The sequence below is a fragment of the Corynebacterium sp. ACRQJ genome, assembly GCF_022346045.1.
GTDB classification, from domain to species: domain Bacteria; phylum Actinomycetota; class Actinomycetes; order Mycobacteriales; family Mycobacteriaceae; genus Corynebacterium; species Corynebacterium evansiae.
In genome coordinates, this window is the sequence record NZ_JAKRMT010000007.1 from 59,707 (window position 1) to 83,463 (window position 23,757).

Annotated in this window: 26 protein-coding genes; 21 read left to right on the plus strand and 5 right to left on the minus strand. The window is 64.5% G+C overall.

Annotated features, from left to right (window positions below; translation table 11 throughout):
* Nucleotides 1-11 precede the first annotated feature (11 nt).
* From rplS to MHX52_RS05560, 8 genes are all read left to right on the plus strand, one after another.
* The gene (gene rplS, locus MHX52_RS05525) at nucleotides 12-353 is read left to right on the plus strand and encodes a 50S ribosomal protein L19 (protein WP_005295302.1); all 342 of its coding nucleotides are present in this window, start codon (nucleotides 12-14) and stop codon (nucleotides 351-353) included.
* A 118-nt stretch (nucleotides 354-471) separates the two neighbouring features.
* The gene (gene lepB / locus MHX52_RS05530; RefSeq protein ID WP_239317072.1) at nucleotides 472-1,236 is read left to right on the plus strand and encodes a signal peptidase I; all 765 of its coding nucleotides are present in this window, start codon (nucleotides 472-474) and stop codon (nucleotides 1,234-1,236) included.
* A 27-nt stretch (nucleotides 1,237-1,263) separates the two neighbouring features.
* Nucleotides 1,264-1,890: a ribonuclease HII gene (locus MHX52_RS05535; protein WP_239317044.1), complete on the plus strand. Its 627-nt coding sequence runs from the start codon at nucleotides 1,264-1,266 to the stop codon at nucleotides 1,888-1,890.
* Nucleotides 1,891-1,894: 4 nt separating this feature from the next.
* Nucleotides 1,895-2,200: a DUF2469 domain-containing protein gene (locus tag MHX52_RS05540; RefSeq protein ID WP_005295294.1), complete on the plus strand. Its 306-nt coding sequence runs from the start codon at nucleotides 1,895-1,897 to the stop codon at nucleotides 2,198-2,200.
* A gap of 171 nt (nucleotides 2,201-2,371) precedes the next feature.
* Complete coding sequence (locus MHX52_RS05545) at nucleotides 2,372-2,734, plus strand: YraN family protein (protein ID WP_237746337.1); 363 nt, start codon at nucleotides 2,372-2,374, stop codon at nucleotides 2,732-2,734.
* Nucleotides 2,735-2,737: 3 nt separating this feature from the next.
* Nucleotides 2,738-4,276: a YifB family Mg chelatase-like AAA ATPase gene (locus MHX52_RS05550; RefSeq protein ID WP_239317046.1), complete on the plus strand. Its 1,539-nt coding sequence runs from the start codon at nucleotides 2,738-2,740 to the stop codon at nucleotides 4,274-4,276.
* On the plus strand, nucleotides 4,273-5,463 hold the full coding sequence (gene dprA / locus MHX52_RS05555) for a DNA-processing protein DprA (protein ID WP_070487672.1): 1,191 nt from the start codon (nucleotides 4,273-4,275) through the stop codon (nucleotides 5,461-5,463). Before MHX52_RS05550 ends, dprA begins: the two co-directional genes overlap by 4 nt.
* A gap of 17 nt (nucleotides 5,464-5,480) precedes the next feature.
* On the plus strand, nucleotides 5,481-6,389 hold the full coding sequence (locus MHX52_RS05560) for a tyrosine recombinase XerC (protein ID WP_049050450.1): 909 nt from the start codon (nucleotides 5,481-5,483) through the stop codon (nucleotides 6,387-6,389).
* Here MHX52_RS05560 and MHX52_RS05565 read toward each other — a convergent pair.
* Nucleotides 6,364-6,783, minus strand: a complete 420-nt coding sequence (locus MHX52_RS05565) for a M23 family metallopeptidase (RefSeq protein WP_237746336.1) — start codon at nucleotides 6,781-6,783, stop codon at nucleotides 6,364-6,366. The genes MHX52_RS05560 and MHX52_RS05565 overlap by 26 nt on opposite strands.
* A gap of 622 nt (nucleotides 6,784-7,405) precedes the next feature.
* On the opposite strand from MHX52_RS05565, the gene rpsB reads away from it, so the two are divergent.
* From rpsB to MHX52_RS05590, 5 genes are all read left to right on the plus strand, one after another.
* A complete protein-coding gene (gene rpsB, locus MHX52_RS05570) occupies nucleotides 7,406-8,227 on the plus strand; it encodes a 30S ribosomal protein S2 (RefSeq protein ID WP_034986352.1) in 822 nt (273 codons plus the stop codon).
* A gap of 171 nt (nucleotides 8,228-8,398) precedes the next feature.
* On the plus strand, nucleotides 8,399-9,217 hold the full coding sequence (gene tsf, locus MHX52_RS05575) for a translation elongation factor Ts (RefSeq protein ID WP_049050451.1): 819 nt from the start codon (nucleotides 8,399-8,401) through the stop codon (nucleotides 9,215-9,217).
* An 88-nt stretch (nucleotides 9,218-9,305) separates the two neighbouring features.
* Nucleotides 9,306-10,088: a UMP kinase gene (gene pyrH, locus MHX52_RS05580; RefSeq protein WP_049050452.1), complete on the plus strand. Its 783-nt coding sequence runs from the start codon at nucleotides 9,306-9,308 to the stop codon at nucleotides 10,086-10,088.
* Between the two features lie 62 nt (nucleotides 10,089-10,150).
* Nucleotides 10,151-10,708: a ribosome recycling factor gene (gene frr, locus MHX52_RS05585; RefSeq protein WP_034986349.1), complete on the plus strand. Its 558-nt coding sequence runs from the start codon at nucleotides 10,151-10,153 to the stop codon at nucleotides 10,706-10,708.
* 43 nt (nucleotides 10,709-10,751) lie between these two features.
* Nucleotides 10,752-11,606 carry a phosphatidate cytidylyltransferase gene (locus tag MHX52_RS05590; protein WP_034986404.1) on the plus strand — a complete coding sequence of 285 codons (855 nt, stop codon included), beginning with the start codon at nucleotides 10,752-10,754 and terminating at the stop codon, nucleotides 11,604-11,606.
* On the opposite strand, the gene MHX52_RS05595 is transcribed toward MHX52_RS05590, so the two are convergent.
* On the minus strand, nucleotides 11,607-12,008 hold the full coding sequence (locus MHX52_RS05595; protein WP_049050453.1) for a lipopolysaccharide assembly LapA domain-containing protein: 402 nt from the start codon (nucleotides 12,006-12,008) through the stop codon (nucleotides 11,607-11,609).
* Nucleotides 12,009-12,085: 77 nt separating this feature from the next.
* Between MHX52_RS05595 and rlmN the strand changes: the two genes are divergently transcribed.
* The gene (rlmN, locus tag MHX52_RS05600) at nucleotides 12,086-13,183 is read left to right on the plus strand and encodes a 23S rRNA (adenine(2503)-C(2))-methyltransferase RlmN (RefSeq protein ID WP_035006049.1); all 1,098 of its coding nucleotides are present in this window, start codon (nucleotides 12,086-12,088) and stop codon (nucleotides 13,181-13,183) included.
* Nucleotides 13,184-13,255: 72 nt separating this feature from the next.
* Here rlmN and MHX52_RS05605 read toward each other — a convergent pair whose 3' ends face one another.
* Nucleotides 13,256-13,657 (minus strand): DUF2631 domain-containing protein, encoded by a 402-nt coding sequence (locus MHX52_RS05605; RefSeq protein WP_035006047.1) that lies wholly within the window; start codon nucleotides 13,655-13,657, stop codon nucleotides 13,256-13,258.
* 144 nt (nucleotides 13,658-13,801) lie between these two features.
* Between MHX52_RS05605 and dxr the strand changes: the two genes are divergently transcribed.
* The 3 genes from dxr (at nucleotide 13,802) to ispG (ending at nucleotide 17,473) form a co-directional block, all read left to right on the plus strand.
* A complete protein-coding gene (gene dxr, locus MHX52_RS05610; protein WP_049050511.1) occupies nucleotides 13,802-14,992 on the plus strand; it encodes a 1-deoxy-D-xylulose-5-phosphate reductoisomerase in 1,191 nt (396 codons plus the stop codon).
* Nucleotides 14,977-16,221, plus strand: coding sequence for an RIP metalloprotease (locus MHX52_RS05615; protein WP_070487660.1), 1,245 nt, complete (start codon nucleotides 14,977-14,979; stop codon nucleotides 16,219-16,221). Before dxr ends, MHX52_RS05615 begins: the two co-directional genes overlap by 16 nt.
* 91 nt (nucleotides 16,222-16,312) lie before the next feature.
* The gene (gene ispG, locus MHX52_RS05620) at nucleotides 16,313-17,473 is read left to right on the plus strand and encodes a flavodoxin-dependent (E)-4-hydroxy-3-methylbut-2-enyl-diphosphate synthase (RefSeq protein ID WP_011273699.1); all 1,161 of its coding nucleotides are present in this window, start codon (nucleotides 16,313-16,315) and stop codon (nucleotides 17,471-17,473) included.
* Here the strand turns inward: ispG and MHX52_RS05625 are convergent.
* The gene (locus tag MHX52_RS05625) at nucleotides 17,466-18,188 is read right to left on the minus strand and encodes an ABC transporter ATP-binding protein (protein ID WP_035006044.1); all 723 of its coding nucleotides are present in this window, start codon (nucleotides 18,186-18,188) and stop codon (nucleotides 17,466-17,468) included. The two genes, ispG and MHX52_RS05625, sit on opposite strands and share 8 nt — an antisense overlap.
* Entirely contained in the window at nucleotides 18,185-19,066 is an 882-nt protein-coding gene (locus MHX52_RS05630) for an FtsX-like permease family protein (RefSeq protein WP_239199764.1), read from the minus strand. The genes MHX52_RS05625 and MHX52_RS05630 overlap by 4 nt, the downstream gene beginning before the upstream one ends.
* A 154-nt stretch (nucleotides 19,067-19,220) precedes the next feature.
* Here MHX52_RS05630 and MHX52_RS05635 point away from each other — a divergent pair, with 154 nt between their 5' ends.
* From MHX52_RS05635 to map, 4 genes are read left to right on the plus strand one after another with little or no spacing between them, the layout of a single operon-like run.
* Complete coding sequence (locus MHX52_RS05635; RefSeq protein WP_239317048.1) at nucleotides 19,221-20,303, plus strand: sensor histidine kinase; 1,083 nt, start codon at nucleotides 19,221-19,223, stop codon at nucleotides 20,301-20,303.
* A gap of 9 nt (nucleotides 20,304-20,312) precedes the next feature.
* The gene (locus tag MHX52_RS05640) at nucleotides 20,313-20,963 is read left to right on the plus strand and encodes a response regulator transcription factor (protein WP_239317049.1); all 651 of its coding nucleotides are present in this window, start codon (nucleotides 20,313-20,315) and stop codon (nucleotides 20,961-20,963) included.
* Between the two features lie 20 nt (nucleotides 20,964-20,983).
* Nucleotides 20,984-22,864, plus strand: coding sequence for a penicillin-binding transpeptidase domain-containing protein (locus MHX52_RS05645; protein WP_035006040.1), 1,881 nt, complete (start codon nucleotides 20,984-20,986; stop codon nucleotides 22,862-22,864).
* Between the two features lie 11 nt (nucleotides 22,865-22,875).
* On the plus strand, nucleotides 22,876-23,745 hold the full coding sequence (map, locus tag MHX52_RS05650; RefSeq protein ID WP_035006037.1) for a type I methionyl aminopeptidase: 870 nt from the start codon (nucleotides 22,876-22,878) through the stop codon (nucleotides 23,743-23,745).
* Nucleotides 23,746-23,757 lie beyond the last annotated feature (12 nt).

Below are 23,757 nucleotides of genomic sequence, written 5' to 3' on the forward strand. Positions count from 1 at the left end.
GGATTTCATCCATGCACATTCTTGATAAGGTTGACGCAGCTCAGCTGCGCGACGACATTCCCGAGTTCCGCGCCGGCGATACCCTGGACGTTCACGTCAAGGTTATCGAGGGCTCCAAGTCCCGTCTGCAGGTTTTCCGTGGCGTTGTGATCCGCCGCCAGAACTCCGGCATCCGCGAGACCTTCACCATCCGCAAGGTTTCCTTCGGCATCGGTGTGGAGCGTACCTTCCCGGTTCACTCCCCGAACATTGACCGCATCGACGTCCTGTCCCGCGGTAAGGTTCGCCGTGCGAAGCTGTACTACCTGCGCGAGCGTCGCGGCAAGGCAGCCCGCATCAAGGAGCGCATCTAGTACTTACCCCCTAAGTGCTATCAACCCAGTCACACTTTCGTGGCTGGGTTTTTTGCTGTTCGCCCCACTGGTATCCTCGTTCCTTGTGACTCATCGACAGGAACCCAACGACCCTAATGTGCCCAATGAGGCTGCCGCGCAGCCGGAGCAGGGGGCGTCACCAAAAAAGAAGAAGGAGAAAAAGACCTACCCTTGGTGGGTCGAGATGCCGATCATCATCCTGGTGACGATGCTGGTGCTGGGCGCTTTCAATAACTTTGTGGGCCGCATGTACCTGATTCCTTCCGAGTCGATGGAGCCGACGCTGCACGGCTGCGCGGGTTGCACACCCGACCGCATCTTCGTGAACAAGTTGGCCTACCGCGGCGACAAGATGCCCGACCCGGGTGATGTCGTCGTCTTTGTCGGAACTGAGTCTTGGAACGAGGAATACACCTCCCGCCGCAGCTCCAACGACGTGGTGCGCGGGCTGCAGAACCTTGGCGCCACTATCGGCATCGTTGCGCCGGACGAAAACACCTTGGTCAAGCGCGTGATCGCCACCGGTGGGCAGACCGTGCAGTGCCAGGAGGGCGACCCGGGCATCATGGTCAACGGCAAGAAGGTCGACGATTCCTACACGATGAACCCGCCGGCGAACCCGATCGACCCGACCACGGGCTCCAAGGAGTGCCAGGGCGACTACTTCGGACCTGTCACCGTGCCGGACGACGCTGTCTGGGTGATGGGCGACAACCGCACCAACTCGCTGGATTCCCGCGCGCACATGGGCGACGAGCACCAGGGAACCATCCCTGTGGAGAACATCGTCGGCGAGGTCGAGACCATCCTGCTGCCGTTCAGCCGCATTGGTGGCGTGGACGCCCTGCCCATCCAGAGCTAGAGCCACTCGGGCCATTCGAGAGTTAAGTTGGAACGTGAGCTAGAGGCCGCGGGGCTGGGGCCTGTCGCGGGGGTGGATGAGGCCGGGCGCGGCGCGTGCTGCGGGCCGATCTCGATTGCGGCGTGCATCCTGCCCTCCGACCTGGACGGGGCCGGGCTGGACCGCCTGACCGATTCGAAGAAGCTCACGGAAAAGACCCGCGAGCGGATGTACGACGTCATCCGCGACGTTGCCGTTTCCTACTCGATCATCCACATCAGCGCCGAGGACATCGACCGCTTCGGCATTCAGCACGCGAACGTCTCCGGCATGCGGCGTGCCGTGGCCGCTTTGGAGGTGCAGCCCGGCTACGTGCTAACGGATGCGGTGAAGGTCCCTGGCCTGCCCATGCCGCACCTGCCGGTGGTGAAGGGCGACCAGATGGCCAAGTGCATCAGCGCGGCGAGTGTGCTGGCAAAGGTTTCCAGGGATCGAGTGTTGCGAACCCTCGACGAGGAATTCCCGGGGTATGGTTTGGCTAGTCACAAGGGCTATGGCACCAAGGCGCACATGACTGCGGTGAGCCTACACGGTGGCACCCCTTATCACCGTTACAGTTACAAGAACGTGGCCGCTGCGCACCAGCAGTGGCTTAAAGGGAAGGATCGAGGGTAAGTCCGTGAGCGCTGAGGAACTAGACGACTACGAGGCAAACGTCGAGCTGTCGATGTACCGCGAGTACCGCGACGTGGTCAGCCAGTTTTCCTACGTTGTGGAGACCGAGCGCCGCTTTTACCTGGCCAACGCCGTCGAGTTGATCCCGCGCAACTCCGGCGGAGAGGTCTACTACGAGGTCCGCATGTCTGATGCCTGGGTGTGGGACATGTACCGCCCCGCTCGCTTCGTCCGCTACGTGCGCGTAATCACCTACAAGGACGTAAACATCGAGGAGCTCGACAAGCCCGAGCTACAGCTGCCCGACTGACCTGCATTTTTCCGCTTATTCACAGCCCAGGGTTTTTCCACAGCCCCCTGGGCTTTTGTTGTCTCTGTTTCTTTTTATGACGCCACTCCACGGGGATGATGCCCCACACTTGTGAACCAGGTACCGGGCGTGAAGAACCGGTGCCGGATCACGAAAAGGGGAGGGCGACTAGTGACGGCGGCGAACAAGCGAGCAGTGGGGAACCTGGGGGAGGACCTGGCAGCTGAGTATCTGCAGCGGGCGGGGTATGAGGTGCTGGACCGCAACTTCTACACCCGCTACGGGGAGCTGGACTTGGTGGCGCGGACACCCGAGGACGACCTGGCTTTCATCGAGGTAAAGTATCGCGCCTCGGACTCCGACGGGGGTGGAGTGGCGGCGGTGGGGCCGCGGAAGCTCAGGCGGATTCGCACGCTGGCCGGGCTATGGCTGGAGCAGAACCGCGAGGGGGTGCAGTTTTCCGGGGGACTGCGCGTGGACGTGATCGACGTCGGACCGGACGGCGTGCGCGAGCACGTCGAGGGGGTGTGGTGACCAATGGCCGTTGGACATGCGCAGTCGATAGCGCTGGAGGGGACCCGACGGACCGTGATCACCGTCGAGTGCGACGTGAGCAGGGGGCTGCCCGGAATATCAATCGTGGGCATGGGGGATACCGCGGTGGTGCAGGCGAAGGACCGCATCCGGTCGGCGCTCAAGAACTCCGGCGTGGGGTGGCCGGGGTCGCGGACCGTGATGAGCCTATCGCCCGCTGGGCTGCCGAAGCAGGGGGCGGGCTACGACCTGGCGATGGTGTGCGCGATGCTTTCCGCGGTGGCGGACGACGCGCTGGGGGCAGGGCGACTAGCCCAGACGATCCTGGTGGGGGAGCTGGGGTTGGATGGGCAGATCCGCCCGGTGCAGGGAGTGTTCGCGCTGGTGTTGGCCGCAGCGATGGAGGGATTCTCCACTGTCGTGGTGCCCGTGGGAAACGAAAGCGAGGCAGCCGAGGCTGCGCAGGCAGCAGCGAGCGATGGGGGCGTGAGTGTGCTGGTGGCCCCGAACCTGGGTACGGTTATCGACTGGCTGCGCGGGGGAGAGCTGCGAGAGGCATGCCCGGGGGAGTACGCCCCGCCCCGGCAAGTGGGGGACCTGGCGGAAGTCGTGGGACAGCCCGCTGCCCGCCGGGCGGTGGAGGTGGCCGCGGCCGGGGGACATAACCTAATGCTGACGGGGCCGCCGGGTAGCGGTAAATCAATGCTGGCCGAACGCCTGCCGGGGATACTCCCGCCCATGACCGATACCGAGCGGGTGGAGGCCGCGAGCGTGCACTCCCTGGCGGGGGTCAAGGGGAGCCTGCCGGAGGTGCTCGCGGGGCAGCGGCCGTTCATTGCCCCGCACCACAACGTGACCCCGGCGGCACTCATCGGCGGCGGTCGCGTGCCCGCGCCCGGGGCCGTGAGCCTAGCCCACCACGGGGTGCTGTTTATCGACGAGGTCAGCGAGGCGCGCCGGGATAGCCTGGAGTGCCTGCGCGTGCCCATGGAGCTGCGCCGCGTGGAGCTCATGCGGGCGAATCGAATCTCCAGCTTCCCCGCCGACTTTCAACTGGTGATGGCCGCCAACCCCTGCCCGTGTGGCGCGGAGCTGCCGATTGACTGCACGTGCCCATCGGGGGCGCGGCTGCGTTATCAGGCGAAGCTATCCGGCCCGCTGCGCGACCGAGTGGACGTGTTCGCCACCACCACGGGCAGGCCGCAGATTGAGGCGCTTAGCAGTCCGGGGGAGACCAGCGCCGCCGTGGCCGAACGGGTGGCCGAGGCCAGGGATCGCGCTCGCCGGCGGTGGGGTACCGCCAGCAACGCGCTGGTGCCCGGAAAAACTCTGCGGCAGGTAGGCGTGGACGATTCCGGCGCCGTGCTGCTGGAGGACATGCTGCGCACCGGCACGATCACGCAGCGGGGAGTGGATCGCACCATCCGGGTCGCCTGGACACTTGCGGACCTAGATCGCGCTTCCGCTCCGCACCTGGGGCACATCAGCGACGCGGTGGAATTCTTCGGAGCGGATAGGGAATTGGCGGAGGTACAGCGATGACGACCCAGGAAAATTTTTTGGAGTGGGTCTACGTGCGCCGGGTCATAGAGGCATCGCGCCTCGACGTGTTGGACATGCTGTGGCCCAACGGTTGGGAGCAGCTCGGCCCCGCGGACGTGCGATCCGTAGCAGAAGCCCTGGCGCGCCGGGGAGGGAAGCTGCCGGGCGCGCTGGCGGACTCGACCTCGCAGCGCTACGAGCAGGACCCCACCCGCGACGCGGAGCTGGCCATCGCCCGCGGCTGGCGGTTGGTCACCCCGGAGGACGACGAGTGGCCGAGCGAACTGACCGCCAGTTTCGTCCGCATGGCCGAATCGGGTGCGGATCACGATTCCTCCGTCCGCGGCCAGGCGGCCGCACCTTTCGCCCTGTGGGTACGCGGAGACACGCGGCTGGATGCGTTGGTGCGCCGCTCGGTTACGGTCGTGGGCACCCGTGCCGCCACACGTTACGGCGAGCAGGTCACCCGGTCCTTCGCAGGAGACCTGGCGGACGCGGGCTTTAGCCTGATCTCCGGGGGTGCGATCGGCATCGATGCTATCGCCCACCGCGCGGCCCTCGATTCCAAGATGCCCACGATTGTGGTCATGGCCTGCGGGCTCGACGTCTCCTACCCCAAGGCGCATGGGGATCTGTTTGAGCAGATAGTCGCCGCCGGCGGAATGCTTATCAGCGAGTATCCACCGGGCACTCCGCCGGCCCGCCATCGCTTCCTCACCCGCAACCGCCTGGCGGCGGCGCTCGGACAGGCGACCCTGGTGGTGGAGGCCCCGCAGCGCAGCGGAGCCCTCAACACCCTGAACTGGGCTGAGGCCTTCGTGAAGCCTACCTTTGCCGTCCCCGGCCCCGTGACCTCCCACGCCTCCCTTGGGTGCCTCGATCGCATTCGCACCGCCCGCGCCACGCTGGCCGTCAGCGCCCGTGACTTGATCGAGGAGCTCACCCCTCTCGGCGAGCAGATGGCGCTGGGGCTGGGCCAAGAGGATCGCTCGTTCCTACCTAGCTGGGAGCACCTCGCCATTATTGACGCCGCAGCCTTGCCGAGCGGCAAAGGCCCCGAAGGCAGACTGCCGCAACTGGTGGAAGCCACCGGTTTGCCCGCCCGCACGGTGATCCGCTGCTTGCGAGACCTGGAGGCCATGGGCAGGCTCCGGAGGGAGGCGGATCGCTGGATTAGGGTCGAGTGACCGGCTAGATTGGTCACATGAGTAACTCCCGTCCCACTGGCACCACGGCGCCGCTGTGGTCTGCGCTGGACGACTACGAACAGCACCTGCGCCACGTGGTCGGGCGCTCCGAGAACACGATCCGCGCCTACCGACGGGATCTCGACAGCGCGCTGGAAGGCTTAGAGCGCATCGAGGAGTTCGACCTGGACCGCGCCCGCGACGTGCTGGGCTGGGCGGTGGATAACGGCGCCAGCCGGGCCAGCCTCTCCCGGCTGGCCTCGAGCATGCGCGGCTTCGGAGCCTTTCTTGCCCACCGCGGCTTCGTGCAGGCCAACCCGGTCGCCGCACTGAAGGCGCCGAAGCCGCAGCGCACGCTGCCGCGCGTGCTGCGCGCCGATCAGGCCACCGACATGCTCAACGGCCTGCAGCCCGAGGCCGATGCATCCACGCCCAGCGCCATCCGCGACTGGGCCATGGTTGAGTTGCTGTACGCCACCGGCATCCGCGTTTCCGAGCTGACCGGCTGCGATGTGGACGACGTGGACTTTTCCAACCGCCTCCTCCGCGTGACGGGTAAGGGTAGCAAGACCCGCGTGGTCCCCTTTGGGGCCACCGTGGTGACGGCCCTGGAGAAATGGCTCGAGGTGCGAGGCGACATGGCCAAGGGAACCCCGGCTCTTTTCGTGGGCGTGCGCGGCAAGCGCATCGATCCCCGCCAGGTGCGCACCGTGGTGAATCGCGTAACCCAGGCTGGCCCCGGCCCGCGCCTGTCTCCCCACGGGCTGCGGCACTCCGCGGCCACAGCGATCCTGGAGGGTGGGGCGGACCTCCGCGTGGTGCAGGAGCTCCTTGGCCACTCGAACATGTCCACCACGCAGATCTATACCCACGTCGGCACCGAGCGCCTGAAGGCCGTCTTTAACCAGGCACATCCCAGAGCCTGACCCGCACGGAACCGAGAAGCGTCATCGGGTCGATGTACACCCGCCCCTTGCCTTCGAATCGCGCGCCCCAGGATAGCCCCGGCGATTTCCGGGCATGCTCAGGCAAGTTGGCGACATCCGCCAGCACGCCGATGACCTCGCCTCGGCGCACCTTTTGACCGGCGCGCACGCGTGCCATGACGGGCTCATAGGTGGTGCGGATACCGTCCGCGTGGCTGATGGAGACAACCGGCGTGCCAGCGACGACTCCTGCAAAGGCGACGGTGCCACCCCGGCTGGCTAAGATCGCCTCACCGGGAGAGGCCTGCAGGTCCACGCCCCGGTGACCCGGTTCCCACACGGCATCGGGAATGTCCGCAGCGCGGATTACCTGCGCATCCTTGGCAGTTGGCAACCTATGGGAGCGGACTATGCGGGGCGCATCGGGTTGGGAACTTGCAGTTGGCAAGGGAGCAGGCGGGGTGCCAACCCAGAGGAGAACCAGCGCAAGCGTTAAGGAAATGGTGCGGTATAGCCGTGGGGTCATGGCTACAGATGATGCGTGGGGGCGTCACCAAAAAGAAAGGGCGAACCGGCGAGGCTGTGGATAACTAAAAGTTGTCCACAGAAACGGCACAACGCGCGGCGATAGGACTTGTTTTGGCAGCGTGAGTGGGGGTAGGGTAGCAAGCGCAGTATGTCCGGATCCGTCTGTCGCACTTTCTTGATACACACAAGTTCTAAGGGAGTGCACTCGGTTTCGCGAAGACCGAGAGGCGGAGTAAGGCGACTGACTACGCGTAGATATTCGCACCCCACCTAATGGCTCACCAGCACGGTCCCGATAGAAGAAGCGGGCGAACATGGCGAGCCACAGCTACACCGGGGACTATCTGCCAGGATGGTGCATAAGCCACGCACGTACAGTGAGTGTCGAGTGCATCGTGAAGAAAACCGTCAAACCCTAAACTTTGAAAGCGAGGAAGGGGCGGCGCCGACCACGCGGTTGGCTAGAAGAAATACGCCCCTGTAACACCATGGCTGTTGTTACTATGCGCGAGCTGCTGGACGCTGGTGTCCACTTCGGTCACCAGACCCGCCGTTGGAACCCGAAGATGAAGCGCTTCATCTTCACCGACCGCAACGGCATCTACATCATCGACCTGCAGCAGACCCTGACCTACATCGACGAGGCATACGAGTTCGTCAAGGAGACCGTCGCCCACGGCGGCAACATCCTGTACGTCGGTACCAAGAAGCAGGCCCAGGAAGCAGTTGCCAACGAGGCAGAGCGCGTGGGCATGCCCTACGTCAACCACCGCTGGCTCGGCGGCATGCTGACCAACTTCCAGACCGTTGCTAAGCGTCTGCACCGCCTCAAGGAGCTGCAGGCAATGGACGCAGCTGAGGACGGCTACAAGGGCCGCACCAAGAAGGAAGTTCTGATGCTGACCCGCGAGCGCAACAAGCTGGAGCGCGTCCTCGGCGGCATCGCGGACATGACCAAGACCCCGTCCGCTCTGTGGATCGTCGACACCAACAAGGAGCACATCGCTGTCTCCGAGGCACAGAAGCTGAACATCCCGGTTGTCGCAATCCTGGACACCAACTGCGACCCGGATGTTGTCGACTACCCGATCCCGGGCAACGACGACGCTATCCGCTCCGCAAACCTGCTGACCAGCATCATCTCCTCCGCAGTCGAGGCTGGCCGCCAGGCCCGCGCCGAGCGCCAGGAGGCTGCAGCCAAGGAAGCTGCCGGCGACGCTGACAAGGCACCGGCTGAGGCTGAGAAGACCGAGGCCCCCGCCGAAGAGGCTCAGGCTGAGGCAAAGGCCGAGGGCAACACCGAGGCATAAGCTGCTTTAGAGCTAGCGATTTAGCGCCCACCCCCGTATGGGACACAGTTTCAGACCCGTGTCCGACGGGCGTGGGCGTTACTTGTAACCTAGGCTGGAAAACAGGACTGAATTTAGAAACTGTTATTTCAGCCACTATGAACACTTCCACCAGAAGGAGGATCGCCCCACATGGCGAACTACACCGCTGCAGACGTTAAGAAGCTCCGCGAGATCACCGGCGCCGGCATGATGGACTGCAAGAAGGCCCTGGAAGAAGCCGCTGGCGACTTCGACAAGGCCATCGAGATCCTGCGCATCAAGGGCGCCAAGGACGTTGGCAAGCGCGCAGAGCGCTCCGCCTCCGAGGGCCTGATCGCCGTTTCCGGTAACACCATGATCGAGGTCAACGCTGAGACTGACTTCGTGGCCAAGAACTCCGAGTTCATCGAGTTCGCCGACAAGGTCGCAGCCGCTGCAGCCGAGGTTAAGGCAAACTCCCGCGAGGAGCTCGAGGCAGTTGAGGTAGACGGCCAGAAGGCTGTCGACGCTCTGCAGCAGCTGTCCGCAAAGATCGGCGAGAAGCTGGAGCTGAAGCGCGCCACCACCATCGAGGGCGACAAGGTTGCTGCCTACATGCACCACCGCTCCGCTGACCTGCCGCCGGCAGTTGGCGTGCTGGTTGCCTACGAAGGCGACGACGAGGGCGCAGCAAAGGCCGCCGCTATGCAGGTTGCCGCTCTGAAGGCTAAGTACCTGAGCAGCGACGAGGTCCCGGCTGAGACCGTTGCTAAGGAGCGCGAGATCGCCGAGGCTACCGCACGCGAGGAAGGCAAGCCGGAGAAGGCTCTGCCGAACATCATCGAGGGTCGCCTGAAGGGCTACTTCAAGGACGTTTGCCTGCTGGACCAGCCGTCCGTCACCGAGTCCAAGAAGTCTGTTAAGCAGGTTATGGACGAGGCCGGCGTGACCCTGAAGGGCTTCAAGCGCTTCGAGGTTGGCCAGGCATAGCCACGTACCGCTAGGCATAAAGCCTTGTAACTTTGGCCTCGGCCCGTAAGGGTGCCGAGGCCTTTTTCCATGTCTTGGGTGGGGTAGTATGGCCAGCAGTGCAAAACACGTCGACAAAGGAGATTCCCCGGTGACTACAGCCGAAAACCGCGAAGGCTACAAGCGCGTTATGTTGAAGCTGGGGGGTGAGATGTTCGGCGGCGGCAAGGTCGGCATCGACCCCGACGTCGTGCAGAACGTGGCGCGACAGATCGCGGAGGTTTCCAAGTCCGGTGTGGAAGTCGCCGTGGTCATCGGCGGCGGCAACTTCTTCCGCGGGGCAGAGCTGCAGCAGCGCGGCCTGGACCGCTCCCGCTCCGACTACATGGGCATGCTCGGCACGGTCATGAACTGCCTGGCCCTGCAGGATTTCCTCGAGCAGGAGGGCGTGGACTGCCGCGTGCAGACCGCCATCCAGATGACGCAGGTTGCAGAGCCCTACCTGCCGCTGCGCGCCTCCCGCCACCTGGAGAAGGGGCGTGTCGTTATCTTCGGCGCGGGCATGGGCATGCCGTACTTCTCCACCGACACCACCGCCGCCCAGCGCGCCCTGGAGATCGGCTGCGAGGTGCTACTGATGGCCAAGGCCGTCGACGGCGTGTACAGCGACGATCCGCGCACCAACCCAGATGCGGAGCTCTTCCACGAGATCACCCCGTGGGAGGTCATCGAGAAGGGGCTCAAGGTCGCCGACGCCACCGCGTTCTCCCTATGCATGGACAACAAGATGCCGATCCTGGTGTTCAACCTGCTCACCGAGGGCAATATCGCCCGCGCGATCAACGGCGAGCGCATCGGCACCCTGGTCGACGGCAACGTCGGTGCCCGCTAAAGAGCCAACATAACCCGATCCCTAAACCCATATCCCCACCGTAAGCTGGTAAATTTCTAATCATGATTGACGATATTCTGCTTGAGTCCGAAGAGCGTATGACTAGCTCCGTGGAGCACGCCCGAGAGGATCTGACGACCATCCGCACCGGTCGCGCCAACCCCTCCATGTTCAACGGCGTTGTCGCCGAGTACTACGGCGTTCCCACTCCGATCACCCAGATGGCCACCATCAGTGTTCCGGAGCCCCGCATGCTGCTGATCAAGCCTTACGAGCAGTCCACCATGGATGCGATCGAGAACGCTATCCGCAACTCCGACCTGGGCGTCAACCCCACCAACGACGGTCAGGTGCTGCGCGTCACGATCCCGCAGCTCACCGAGGAGCGCCGCAAGGAAATGGTCAAGATGGCCAAGGCCAAGGGCGAGGACGCGAAGATCGCCATCCGCAACATCCGCCGCAAGGGCATGGAGCAGCTGGGCAAGATCCAGAAGGACGGCGAGGCCGGCGAGGACGAAGTTCGCGCAGCTGAGAAGGATCTGGAGAAGATCACCCACAACTACGTCGAGCAGGTTGATTCCCTGGTCGAGGCCAAGGAGAAGGAACTGCTCGAGGTTTAACTCGAGCGCCTGCTAGCCCCCGCGCACGAAAGGCCGATTTCTCATCGTTGCTCGCCCGAAACCCAAGAATGGTCCCGGCCGGGATCTGAAACAGGCCATCGCCGTCGGCGTATTTCTGGGCGCCATCGCCATCGCGGGGCTCTTCACACCTTTCGCGTGGTATCCGCTGGTGGCCTTGGCCTTGTCGCTGGCGGTTTATGAAGTCTGGCGCCGGCTCTACGAGGGCGGCTATGTGCTGAACCTGCCCGTCCTCTTCTTAGGCGCGCAGGTGATCGTGTGGCTTTCGTGGCCTTTCGGGCCGACGGGCGCGCTGGCGGGTTTCGTCATCAGCGTGTTGTTGCTGATGGTGACGCGCCTATTCCACCACGGCCGTTCCTCGCCTCCGCATAACTATCTGCGGGATACGGCGGTCGGCGTTTTTGTACTGACGTGGATCCCCCTGTTTGGCAGCTTCGCGGCCATGTTGTCGCGTATGGAGCGCGATCACGTCGACGGCTGGGCCTTCATCGTCACGTTCATGCTGTGTGTTGTGGGCTCCGACGTGGGCGGTTACATCGCCGGCGTGCTTTTCGGCACGCACCCGATGGCACCCGCTGTCAGTCCCAAGAAGTCCTGGGAGGGCTTCGTCGGCTCGCTGATCCTATCCACCGCCATCGGTGTGGCCTGCGTGACCTTGCTGCTTTCCGGCCCGTTCTGGGTCGGTCTGCTGCTGGGGCCCGGCCTGGCCTGCTGCGCCACCCTCGGCGACCTGGTGGAGTCGCAGTTCAAGCGCGATCTCGGGATCAAGGACATGTCCGGCATGCTGCCGGGCCACGGTGGCCTGATGGATCGCCTGGACGGCATGTTGCCGTCGGCGATGATCACCTGGGTTGTGCTAAATATGCTCAGCGGCGTCTAGCTATTCCGTAACCTGCTTGCGCAGCTGCACGATGCGCACGCCGCCGACCAGCGCCATGATCAGCGCCCCGACGATCGCGGCGATCAGCATGCCCACGCCGATCGGGAAGGTCATCGTCCACCCCAGCAGCTGCAGCTCTGCGGATTCCTGATTCTGCAGGATAAACACCAGCAACAGGATCAGCAGCAGCACGCCGACGATGAGCGCCACCCACGTCGTTCCCGCCAGGGTCTTCTTCACCTCGCGGTGCTCGCTGTTCTTTTTTGGTGACGCCGGAATCTGCGCCGGCGTTCCAGCCGGAGGGTTAGTGTGCGTTGTCGGCGGGTGCGAGGGAGTGTTAGCCGATTGCTTGTTAGTCGGCTGCGGTACGGACTTCCGGTTGTTGTCGCTCATACCTACCATTCAACGGCATAACGTGGCTGGGTTCAGATTTTTGCAATGTGAGGGTTACCCCCGTTACGTGCAATAATGGGCGCATCATGGCTACACCAGTAAAACTTCAGTTCGCAGCACCCAAAAGGGGAATGCCGCCGGTACACATGGCGGATCTCGATGAGGAGACACTCAAGGAGCGTGTGCAGGAGCTCGGTCTGCCGAAGTTCCGGGCGGATCAGATTCGGCGTCAATACTACGGCCGTTTGCAGGGCGACCCGATGGAGATGACCGACCTGCCCGAGTCCAAGCGCGCGTCGGTAAAGGATGCTCTATTCCCCGAGCTGATGCACCCCATGCGCAACATGGAGGCCGACGATGGGGAGACGCGCAAGACGCTGTGGCGACTGCACGATGGCACGATGCTGGAGAGCGTGCTGATGCGCTACCCGGGGCGCGCCACGCTGTGCATTTCCTCCCAGGCTGGCTGCGGCATGGCCTGCCCGTTCTGCGCGACCGGCCAGGGCGGCCTGGACCGTAACCTCTCCGTCGGCGAGATGGTGGAGCAAGCCCGCGCGGCGGCCAGCACGATGCAGGAGGAGGGCGGTCGCCTGTCCAACATCGTGTTCATGGGAATGGGGGAGCCGCTGGCCAACTACAAGCGCGTGGTGGAGACCATCCGCAAGGTTTCCGCGCCCGCGCCGGATGGCTTCGGCATTTCCCAGCGCAACATCACCGTGTCGACGGTCGGGCTGGCTCCGGCGATCCGCAAGCTGGCGGACGAGGAGATGAAGGTTCGCTTGGCCGTTTCCCTGCACACCCCGGACGACGAGCTGCGCGACGAGCTCGTCCCCGTGAACAACCGCTGGTCGGTGGAGGAGGTGCTGGACGCCGCGCGCTATTACGCGGATACCTCCGGGCGCCGCGTCTCCATTGAGTACGCCCTGATCCGCGACATGAACGACCAGCCGTGGCGCGCGGACCTACTGGGGAAGAAGCTACGCGGGGCGCTGGGCACGAAGGTGCACGTCAACCTAATTCCGCTGAACCCCACGCCAGGCTCCAAGTGGGATGCCTCCCCGAAGGACCGGCAGGACGAGTTCGTCCGCCGTGTGGAAGCCCAGGGCGTGCCCTGCACCGTGCGAGACACGAAGGGCCAGGAGATCGCCGCGGCCTGTGGCCAGCTGGCAGCAGAGGAGAAATAAAAAACTGCGCAGGCTTTCAAACAGCCTGCGCAGTTAAAAAATTTTTGGGGGCTAAAAACTAGCTGGTAAGAGCTAGCGGTTCAGCGTAGCCGGGTCGATGTTCTGGCTACGCAGCTCATCGTCGCTCAGGTCGGCGTAAGCACCCGTCAGGTTCAGCTGGTCAGCGGACCATACCGGCTCCACATGGCCCTCGGGCTGGTTGCGAGCGGTAACGGTCGTACGCTGCTTGAAGGTCGGGCGGGCCACCCACAGGCCAACGCCGAGGAAGACCACGACTGCCAACACGATCAGCCAGATGTTCTCAACGTTGCCCTTGTGGTTGCCGAAAAGCATGCCCAGCAAGAACAGGCCGCCGATGACACCGGCAGTAATGATTCCGCGACGCGGAAGCTCGCTCCAGCCCCAAGCCGCAGACGGAACGTCCGCAGTGGATACGCCGTTGTAAACTTCAGCTTCCTTAGAGTGGTGCGCCACCGTTTCCTCCTGAAAGTCAAAAAAATTTCTATCCCCGCTATTTTGACACATCGGGGCGAGAATGTCCCTATCCGCGGACAGGCGTGGTCAGGAAAGTACCCAATTCAGGTGGGGAGACGCGGCGTCACAAAGAAAGGAAATAGAATAGACCGCGTGAAAACGCGAGTAGTAGTCCTAGGCAGCACCGGATCCATCGGCACCCAAGCGCTGGAGGTGATGGCGGATAACCCGGAGCGGTTCGAGCTGGTCGGCATTTCCGCGCACGGCTCTAAGCCGGAGGTGCTGGCGCAGCAGGTCCGCGACTTTGGGCTGGATCTTGCGCGCGTGGCGGTGGCCTCCGAGCACACGGCGGAGTGGCTGGACGGGGAGTTCGGCGCCCACTGCATCCGGGGCAAGGATTCCGCCCGCGAGCTGGTCGAGGCCATCGGTCCGGAGCTGGGGGAGGGCGACGTCATCCTGAACGCCCTGGTCGGTTCCCTGGGGCTCGACGCGACGCTGGCGACCCTGGGCACAAAGGCGAAGTTGGCGCTGGCGAACAAGGAATCCCTCGTCGCAGGCGGCCAGCTGGTGCTGAAGGCGGCGGACGAAGGGCAGCTGATCCCTGTGGATTCCGAGCACTCCGCGATGGCGCAATGCCTGCGCTCCGGGCGGGTGGACGAGGTCGACTCGCTGGTGCTTACCGCCTCGGGCGGGCCATTCCGCGGCTACACGCGCGCCCAGCTGGAGGACGTCACCCCGCTGCAGGCCGCAAACCACCCGACCTGGTCGATGGGGCAGATGAACACCCTGAACTCCGCGACGATGGTCAACAAGGGACTCGAGCTGATCGAAGCCAGCCTGCTATTCGGCATTCCCGCCGAGAAGATCGACGTGACGGTCCACCCGCAGTCGATCGTCCACTCCATGGTCACCTTCATCGACGGGGCGACGATCGCCCAGGCCTCCCCGCCGTCGATGAAGCTGCCGATCTCCCTGGCTCTCGGGTGGCCCGACCGCATCGCGGATGCTCAGCCCAAGCTGGACTTTTCCCAGGCAACCGCCTGGCACTTCGAGCCCTTGGACGACGAGGTCTTCCCGGCCGTAATCCTGGCACGCCAGGCGGTCACTGCCGGGGGAACGATGCCTGCGGTTTATAATGCTGCGAACGAGGAAGCGGCCGTCGAGTTCCTCAACGGTCGGCTCAGCTTCCCCCGCATTGTGGACACGGTTGCGGCAACCATGGAGACCTGCCAGCACCTGTCCGCCGAACCCAACGATTTGGAAGATGTGCTGGCGGCAGAGCGCGAAGCCCGAGCCAAGGCGCACGAAAGGATGGCCACGTGGCTTTCGGACTAGGGATCCTACTCTTCGCCCTAGGCATCGCCCTATCCATCGCCCTGCACGAGGCAGGGCACCTGATTGCCGCCCGCATGTCCGGCATGCGCGTGCGGCGCTACTTCATCGGATTCGGCCCGACGATCTTTAGCTTCCGCAAGGGCCACACCGAGTACGGGCTGAAGGGAGTGCCCCTCGGTGGCTTCTGCGACATCGCCGGCATGACGAAGCTGGACGAGATGACCGACGAGGAGCGCCCGTACGCCATGTACGACAAGCCGGCGCACCGGCGCATCTTCGTCATGCTCGGCGGCATCATCATGAATATTCTGCTGGCTCTCGGCATTCTCTACGGGGTGGCGCTGGCCTGGGGACTGCCGGACCGCAACGTGGTCTTTACTCCCACCGTCGAATCCACTCAGTGCGCCCCGGCGAAGCAAAATTCGGATGGCACGCTCGCCAAGTGTTCGGGCGACGGTCCCGCGGCGGAATCTGGCGTCCAGACCGGCGATACATTCCTCTCCGTCAACGGCGAAGAGACAGAAGACTTCCGGGAGTTCACCAAGGCCATCGCCGCCGAAGCCGAGCGCGCCGCCGACGACGGCAAGCAGGTCGGCGACCGCATCACGGTCCCGGCCGTCGTCGACCGCAACGGGCAGCACAAGAACCTCGACCTGCAGATCGAACTGGTCGAGCGCCTAAACACCGCCGGCAACACCATGACCTCCGGCGCCGTCGGCATCCGCGCCAAGCGCCCGGATCTCGTGATCAACCAGTACAACCCCGCCAGCGCGGTGGGCGGCACGCTGTCCTTCACTGGCGGCATGGTCAACGACACCTTCCACGGCCTGATCGCCCTGCCGCAGCGCGTGCCGGGCGTGGTCGAGTCCATCTTCGGCGGCAACCGCGAGGACGATTCCCCGATGAGCGTGGTCGGCGCCTCCCGCGTCGGCGGCGAGCTGGTGCAGTACCAGCAGTGGATGAGCTTCCTCATGACCTTGGCTAGCCTGAACCTCTTCCTGGCCGCCTTCAACCTGGTGCCGCTGCCACCGCTGGACGGCGGGCACATCGCCGTGGTGATCTACGAAAAGATCCGCGATTTCTTCCGCCGCCTGCGCGGCAAGCAGCCCGGCGGCCCCGCCGACTACACGAAGCTAATGCCGCTCACGTACGCGGCCACGGCGGTGCTGCTGGTGTTCGGCATCATCGTGATCGTCGCCGATGTGGTTAACCCGATCCGTATTTTCTAGTTAGTTGACGCCCACCTCTGCGCCCGCCGAACGGCGCGTAGAATTGGTGGGAGTTTGAACGGCATTCACGACTGAAAGGTTGTCTTCGTACATGTCTGGTATTTCCCTGGGTATCCCCGACGGTCCGCCTCCGGTGCTGGCTCCGCGGCGCAAGACCCGCCAACTGATGGTCGGCGGGGTAGGGGTCGGTAGTGACCACCCGATTTCGGTGCAGTCGATGACCACCACGAAGACGCACGATGTTAATGCGACTCTGCAGCAGATCGCCCAGCTGACCGCCTCCGGCTGCGACATCGTCCGCGTGGCCTGCCCGAAGACGGTGGATGCCGAGGCCCTGCCCGCGATCGCCGCGAAGTCCCCGATCCCGGTGATCGCGGACATTCACTTCCAGCCGAAGTACATCTTCAGCGCCATCGACGCCGGCTGCGCGGCGGTGCGCGTGAACCCCGGCAACATCAAGGAGTTTGACGGCCGAGTCAAGGAAGTTGCGAAGGCCGCCGGGGATGCGGGCATTCCGATCCGTATTGGCGTCAATGCCGGTTCACTGGATAAGCGCATCATGGAGAAGTACGGGAAGGCCACGCCCGAGGCGCTGGTTGAATCCGCGCTGTGGGAGGCCAGCCTGTTCGAAGAGCACGGTTACGGCGACATCGCCATCTCCGTGAAGCACAACGACCCGGTCGTGATGGTGGAGGCCTACCGCCAGCTCGCCGCCCAGTCGGATTACCCGCTGCACCTGGGTGTCACGGAGGCCGGCCCGGCCTTCCAGGGCACCATCAAGTCCTCCGTGGCTTTCGGCGCCCTGCTGGCCGAGGGCATCGGCGACACGATCCGAGTGTCCCTGTCCGCCGATCCGGTGGAGGAGATCAAGGTTGGCGACCAGATCCTGCAGTCGCTGAACCTGCGCCCCCGCAAGCTCGAGATCGTGTCTTGCCCCTCCTGTGGTCGTGCGCAGGTGGATGTGTACAAGCTGGCCGACGAGGTCACCGCGGGCCTGGAGGGCATGGAGTTCCCGCTGCGCGTGGCCGTCATGGGTTGTGTGGTGAATGGCCCGGGCGAGGCGCGCGATGCCGACCTGGGCGTGGCCTCCGGCAACGGCAAGGGCCAGATTTTCGTCAAGGGCGAGGTCATCAAGACCGTGCCGGAAGACCAGATTGTGGAAACCCTCATCGAGGAAGCTATGCGCATCGCCGAGGAGGAGGGCCTCGAGGCCGTCGAGGGCCAGAAGGCCGAGGTGCGGGTGACTAAGTAGTCGCCATCTCTACCTCGCTGGCCTTGCCGTCGACTAGCTCGATGCGGCGGTCCAGTGTGGCCAGCTGCTCCTGGTCGTGGGAGACGTACAGCACCGGCGTATTGCGCTCGCGCGCCAGGTCCACGATCAGCTCGGTTACTCGCTGCGCGTTGGCGGTATCCAGCGCCGCGGTCGGCTCGTCCACCAGCAGCAGCGCCGGGTCGTTCATCAGGGCGCGCGCCAGGTTCACGCGCGCCTGCTGGCCGCCAGAGAGCTCGGAGACCTTCGCGTCTTCTCGCCCTTCCAGGCCCACTTCCTCGAGCAGGCGCTCGGCCTTCTCTTCTTGTTGACGCCACGCCTTGCCGCTGATGCCGAATGGCTTATCCAGGCGGCTCATCACCATGAGCTGCTCCTTGGCCGTCAGTGCCGGCAGCAGGTTCGGCTGCTGGAACACAATGCCCAGGTGGCGGCGGCGAATCTCCGCGGCCTGGCGGCCGGAGACGGTGCCGAGCTCCAGGGTGTCCGCGCCGTGCAGGGTGGCGGAGCCGGAGGTGGCGGTTTCCAGGCAGCCGATGATGGACAGCAGGGTGGACTTACCGGAACCGGAGGGGCCGGTGATGCCGACGACCTCGCCGGGGTCCACGTTGAAGCTGACGTCCGTCAGCAGGTTGCGCTTGGTGGTTCCGTCGGTGATCTCGAGGGAAATGTTCTTTACTTCGAGTGCTGGGAAAATCATGAGTTCATTGCCTTTCGCGGATCGACCTTCATTACGGGGATGATGGACAGGCCGGCGCCGAGCAGGCCTGCGGCCAGCAGGATGGCGGCCGGGACGAGGGTGGTGTTGGCGGCGACCTCCATGGGGATGCCTTCCATGAATCCGCCGACGCCGACGGTGAGCAGTGTGCCCGCGGCAATGCCAACGAAGAGCACGACCAGAGCCTGCCCGACCGCGTCGCTCAAGATGCTCGAGCGCGTGCCGCCGAGTGCCACGGTGATGGCCACGCCGCGCAGGCGCTGCATCGTCCACACGGTGAAGAACGCTCCCAGCACCAGAGCGGAGATTACGTAGAGGAGGACGATCATGAGGTTCAGGGAGGACTGCTCGCCCTTGTAGGAGGCACTGGCATCCAGGGCGTTCTTGCCCTTCAGCATGACTGCGCCGTCTATCGGTTTGGCATCCTCGGCAACCACGCCGAAGGTGGAGGCTCCGGGCAGGTTCTCCACCTCGCCGGTGCTCATCCAGTGGATGGGCTGGTGCTCGAGGTAGAGGTCCTCGCTGGGCTTGTGGCCGTTGTCGGACATTGCGATGAAGGCCTGACCCTCCTCATCCTTCGAGCGGGCCATCGTGACGACCTCTCCGCCACGGCTCTTGACCTCGCTGACTTGGGCGTCAGTAAGAGAACCAGTACTCAAGTTCACAGTGCCGCCGGTATCGTTCAGCACGAGTTGGCGATCGCTTCCGACCTTGTGCTCCAAGGCGGAGGCGGACTGGTAGCTCAGGCCTGCCGACAGGGAGCTCAGGAGCGTGACCATTGCGGTGATGAGCAGGACGGTGGTGATGATGAGCGCCGTCTTGCCACGGGATACGCGCAGCTCGCGGATCCCTTGAAACATGAATCCCCGGACCGGGGTTAACGACTTATTACTTAGCATGGTTCTTATTCTTCGCGCGTTATAGAAGGAACACATCGGGCTAAGGAGTAGTCTTTGCCTCATACTTTTGGTGGAGGCGGGCAGCACCTTTCGGCCACTAGACTTGGGGACGATCATGATACAAAAACCCAAGTCGAACAAAGTCGTTGCGCTGAACCGCGCCTGGGCTTACCTGGGTCTGGGGCTCCACCTGCTGATGGCCCTGCTGATGGCCGTGACCGTCATCAGGGACGGCTGGTCGTGGAACGCGGTGGCCCTGTGCTTCATCTACGTCATGGGCCTGTGGCTGCGCCCCACCTGGCTGTGGCTCACGTTGGTCATCGCCACCTGGGCGTGCCTGCTGCTGGTGGCTCCGAGCGCCGTTTTCATGGCATTCGCGCTGTTCTTCCTGTGCGTCGGCGTGCTGCCCCTGTGGCCGGCGATCGTGTGTAATGCAGTGGTGACCATCCTGTCGGTCTATCAGGGCGGCGAGGCGCTGGGCCCCACCGTCGCCGCCGTGGTCGCCACCGTCGTCGGCGTGGGCTTCAAGGAGCTGCGCGACGAAGCCAGCGCCCGCGAGGCCGCCAGCCGCCACGCAGGCGAAATGGGCGAGCGCACGCGCCTGGCCGGGGAGATCCACGACACCATCGCGCAAGGGCTAAGCTCCATCCACATGATCCTGCAGGCCGTAGAGAAGCGGGTGGAAGACCCGGAGGTGCTGGAGGACCTGCGCCTTGCCCGCACCACCGCCGAGGACAACCTGGCCGAAACCCGGCGCATCATCGCCGCATTGCAGCCCGGCCCGTTGGTCGGCGGCGACCTGCCAATCGCCCTGGCGCGCGTGAGCTCCGGCACTCCGCTGGGCGAGGCCTTGAGCTTCGAGGTCGAGGGCGAACCTTACGAGCTGGACGAGAAGGTGGAGCAGGAGCTCACCCGCATTGCGCAGTCCCTCGTCTCTAACGTGGTGAAGCACTCGGAGGCCACGCGCGCCCGGGTCACCCTGACCTACCAGAGCGACCTGCTCAGCCTCGACGTCGTGGACAACGGCCGTGGCATGGACGAAGAGCTAGTGAGCAAGATCGCCGCCGAGAGGATGAGCCTGTCGCCGGTAGGCCTGGCGGGCGTGCGGCGCCGCGCCAACCTGATCGGCGCGACCATGCACGTGGAAAGCTCGCCGGGCGCCGGCTGTGGTGTATCCATCCAGGTGCCGATTCGTTAGGAGTTAGAAGTGCCAGACCAGCTACGTGTCCTGATCTGCGACGATCACCCCGTGGTTCGCGCCGGGATCGAGGCGATGCTGCGCGGAACGGGGGACGTGGAGATCGTGGCCTCCGTGGGCGACCCCGACCGCGCCGTCGCCATCTGCGCCGAGGAACAGCCCGACGTGGTGCTCATGGATCTGCGCTTCGGGGAAGGCCCCGGCAGCGAGGGCGCTGAATCCGGGGGAGTGCGCGCCACCCGCGCGATCCGCAAGCGTAAGCCCGCCCCGCAGGTGCTGATCCTGACGAACTACTCCACCGACAGTGACGTCCTGGGAGCCATTTCCGCCGGCGCGGTCGGCTATCTGCTCAAGGACTGTGCCCCCGACGAGTTGGCCGAGGGCATCCGCCAGGCCGCCCGCGGGCAGACGGTGATGAACAAGAACATCATGGGCAAGCTCCGCGGCCGGCTGGCCAATCCCTTCGAGTCGCTGACCAATCGCGAGCAGGAGGTCCTTGTGCTCGCCAGCCAAGGCAAGTCCAACCGGGCAATCGCGAAGGACCTCATCCTCACCGAGGCGACCGTGAAGTCCCACATGGCACACGTTTTCTCCAAGCTGAATGTGAAAAACAGAACAGCTGCCGTCGCCGTGGCGAGGGAACGCGGAATCATCGATTAATCCTGTTACTCTCTGTGCCTATGCGCACCACCTCTTGGACCCCTCGCCGGAGCATCACCGCGGCCGTCACGACGGCTGGCCTGGTGCTGGGCGCTGCGGCTTGTACGCCGAAACCCGATGTTGCTGATGACGCCGCCCAGGCCTTCCTCGCCGCCCTTTCCAACCCGGGTGAAGCCTCGCAGGCCGGAGGGGAGACCGATAACCCTGACAAGGCAACCCAGGCCATCGAGAAGGCGTGGCAGTCTCTGCAGGCCGAGGGCCTGCATACGGAACTGAAGAACGTCAATACTCAGGACAATCAGGCCACCGCGCAGTATTCGATGCGCTGGGACCTGCCGGGCGACCGCGAGTTTTCCTATGACTCGTCGATGAACCTCACCCGCACCGGGGATGACTGGTCGGTGCGCTGGCAGCCCGCCGTGCTACACCCGGAGCTGGGCGCCAACCAGCACCTGGAGCTGCGCAGCGTTCCCGCCACCGTCGCCAACGTGGTGGGCTCCGATGGCGCGGTGCTGCTGGAGCCAGGTACCCAGTATCGCGTCCTCGTCGATCCGAACAAGGTTTCCAGCGTCCAGGGGACCATGCGGCGCATCGCCGGCGAGCTGGATGCGCTACGGGGCGGCGATAAGTCCGTGCCCCGCATCGACCCGGTGGAGAAGGCCAAGGAGGCCACCGATGTGGACGGGGAGTACTCCGTACTGACCGTCAACCAGGCCCAGGGCAAGCGCCTGCAGGGCGCCCTCGGCAACGTCGAAGGCGTACGCCTGAATGAGGAACCCGCCCTTGTGCGCCCCGACCCCTCCTTCGCCCCCGACATCATGGCGCGCGTCAGGGGAGTCGTGGAGAAGGACCTGCAGGGCGAGGCTGGCTGGAAGGTCGTCGCCGCCACCAGCGAGGGCAACGAGGTGGCCAAGGTTGGCGGCGAGGATCCGAAGTCTTCCCCAAGTGTGCGCGTATCCCTGTCCCGCAAGGTCCAGGAGGCCGCCCAGAAGGCTGTGGATACCCGAGCCGACGCCAAGACGATGATGGTGGTCATGCGCCCCTCGACCGGCGAAGTGCTGGCGGTCGCCCAGTCTGAGAAGGCCGACGAGGACGGCAACGTTGCCCTGATGGGCCAGTATCCGCCGGGCTCGACGTTCAAGATGCTCACCGCATATGCCGGCCTGCAGAAGCAGGGGCTTAGCCCGGATTCAATCGTCGGCTGCCCCGGCACGCAGGACATCGGCGGGCGCATCGTCACCAATTACAACGGCTTCTCGCTGGGCAACACCCCGTTGGAGAATGCCTTCGCCAAGTCGTGCAACACCACCTTCGCGGACATCTCCACCAAGCTGAAGCCGGGCGAACTGAAGGACATCTCCGCACAGTTCGGCCTGGGCGCCGACTATGACATCGAGGGGCTGGAGACCATCACCGGCGCCGTACCCGAGGGCGAGACGATGCTCGACCGCACCGAGGCCGGCTATGGCCAGGGCCTCGACCTCGCCAGCCCCTTCGGCATGGCTCTGGTCGCTTCCGCCGTGGCAGCCGGCAAGGCGCCCACCCCGTACCTCATCGCCGGCGAGAACCACAACACCGAAGCCAAGAACGACGAGGCCAAGAAGGACGCCAAGAAGAAGCTGGACCCGAAGGCCATCCAAGAACTTCGCCGCATGATGCGCGCCGTGGTCACCAACGGCTCTGGCTCCGGAGTGGCCGGCGCCGGCGAGGTCTATGCCAAGACCGGTGAAGCCGAGATCAACGAGGGGTCCCACAGCTGGCTCGCCGGATACCGCGGCGACCTGGCCTTTGCCACCCTCATTGTCCTTGGCGGCGGCTCCGAGCACGCTACTTCCGTGACCGCCGACTTCTTCAAGAACCTGGATGGCCCAGACGCGGAGGCGGAAGGGCGTCAAGAGTAAGATAGGGAGCTATGACTCGAGCACCATTGACCCCCGGTAACCCCACGCCCATCCGCTCCGTCCCGGCCCACATCGAAAGGCCGGAGTACGCCTGGAAGGACAGTGTGCAGGAGAACGTGGGCGAGCCGTGGGTGCAGACTCCCGAGACCATCGAGAAGATGCGCGAAGCCAGCCGCATCGCCGCCGATGCCCTGCAGGCCGCCGGCGCCGCCGTCGCCCCCGGCGTGACTACCGATGAGGTCGACCGCGTGGCGCACGAGTACATGTGCGACCACGGCGCTTACCCCTCCACGCTTGGCTACCGGCACTTCCCGAAGTCCAGCTGCGTAAGCCTCAACGAGATCATCTGCCACGGCATCCCCGACAGCACCGTGATCCAGGACGGCGACATCGTCAACATCGACATCACCGCCTACAAGAACGGCGTGCACGGCGACACCAACGCGACCTTCCTGGCTGGCGACGTCTCCGAGGAGCACCGCCTGCTGGTCGAGCGCACCGAGAAGGCGATGTGGCGCGGCATCAAGGCCGTGAAGCCCGGTCGGCAGATCAACGTCATCGGCCGCGTGATCGAAAGCTACGCAAAGCGCTTCGGCTACAACGTCGTGGAGGACTTCACCGGCCACGGCGTTGGTCCGACCTTCCACAATGGCCTAGTTGTGCTGCACTACGACCGTCCGACCATGTACACCGACCTGCTGGAACCGGGTATGACCCTGACCATCGAGCCGATGATCAACCTCGGCGGCCTCGACTACGAGGTCTGGGATGACGACTGGACCGTCCAAACCAAGGACCGCCAGTGGACCGCGCAGTTCGAGCACACCCTGGTCGTTACCGAAGACGGCTACGAGGTTCTGACAATTCCCAGCGAGGACTAGCTCGACCGACTA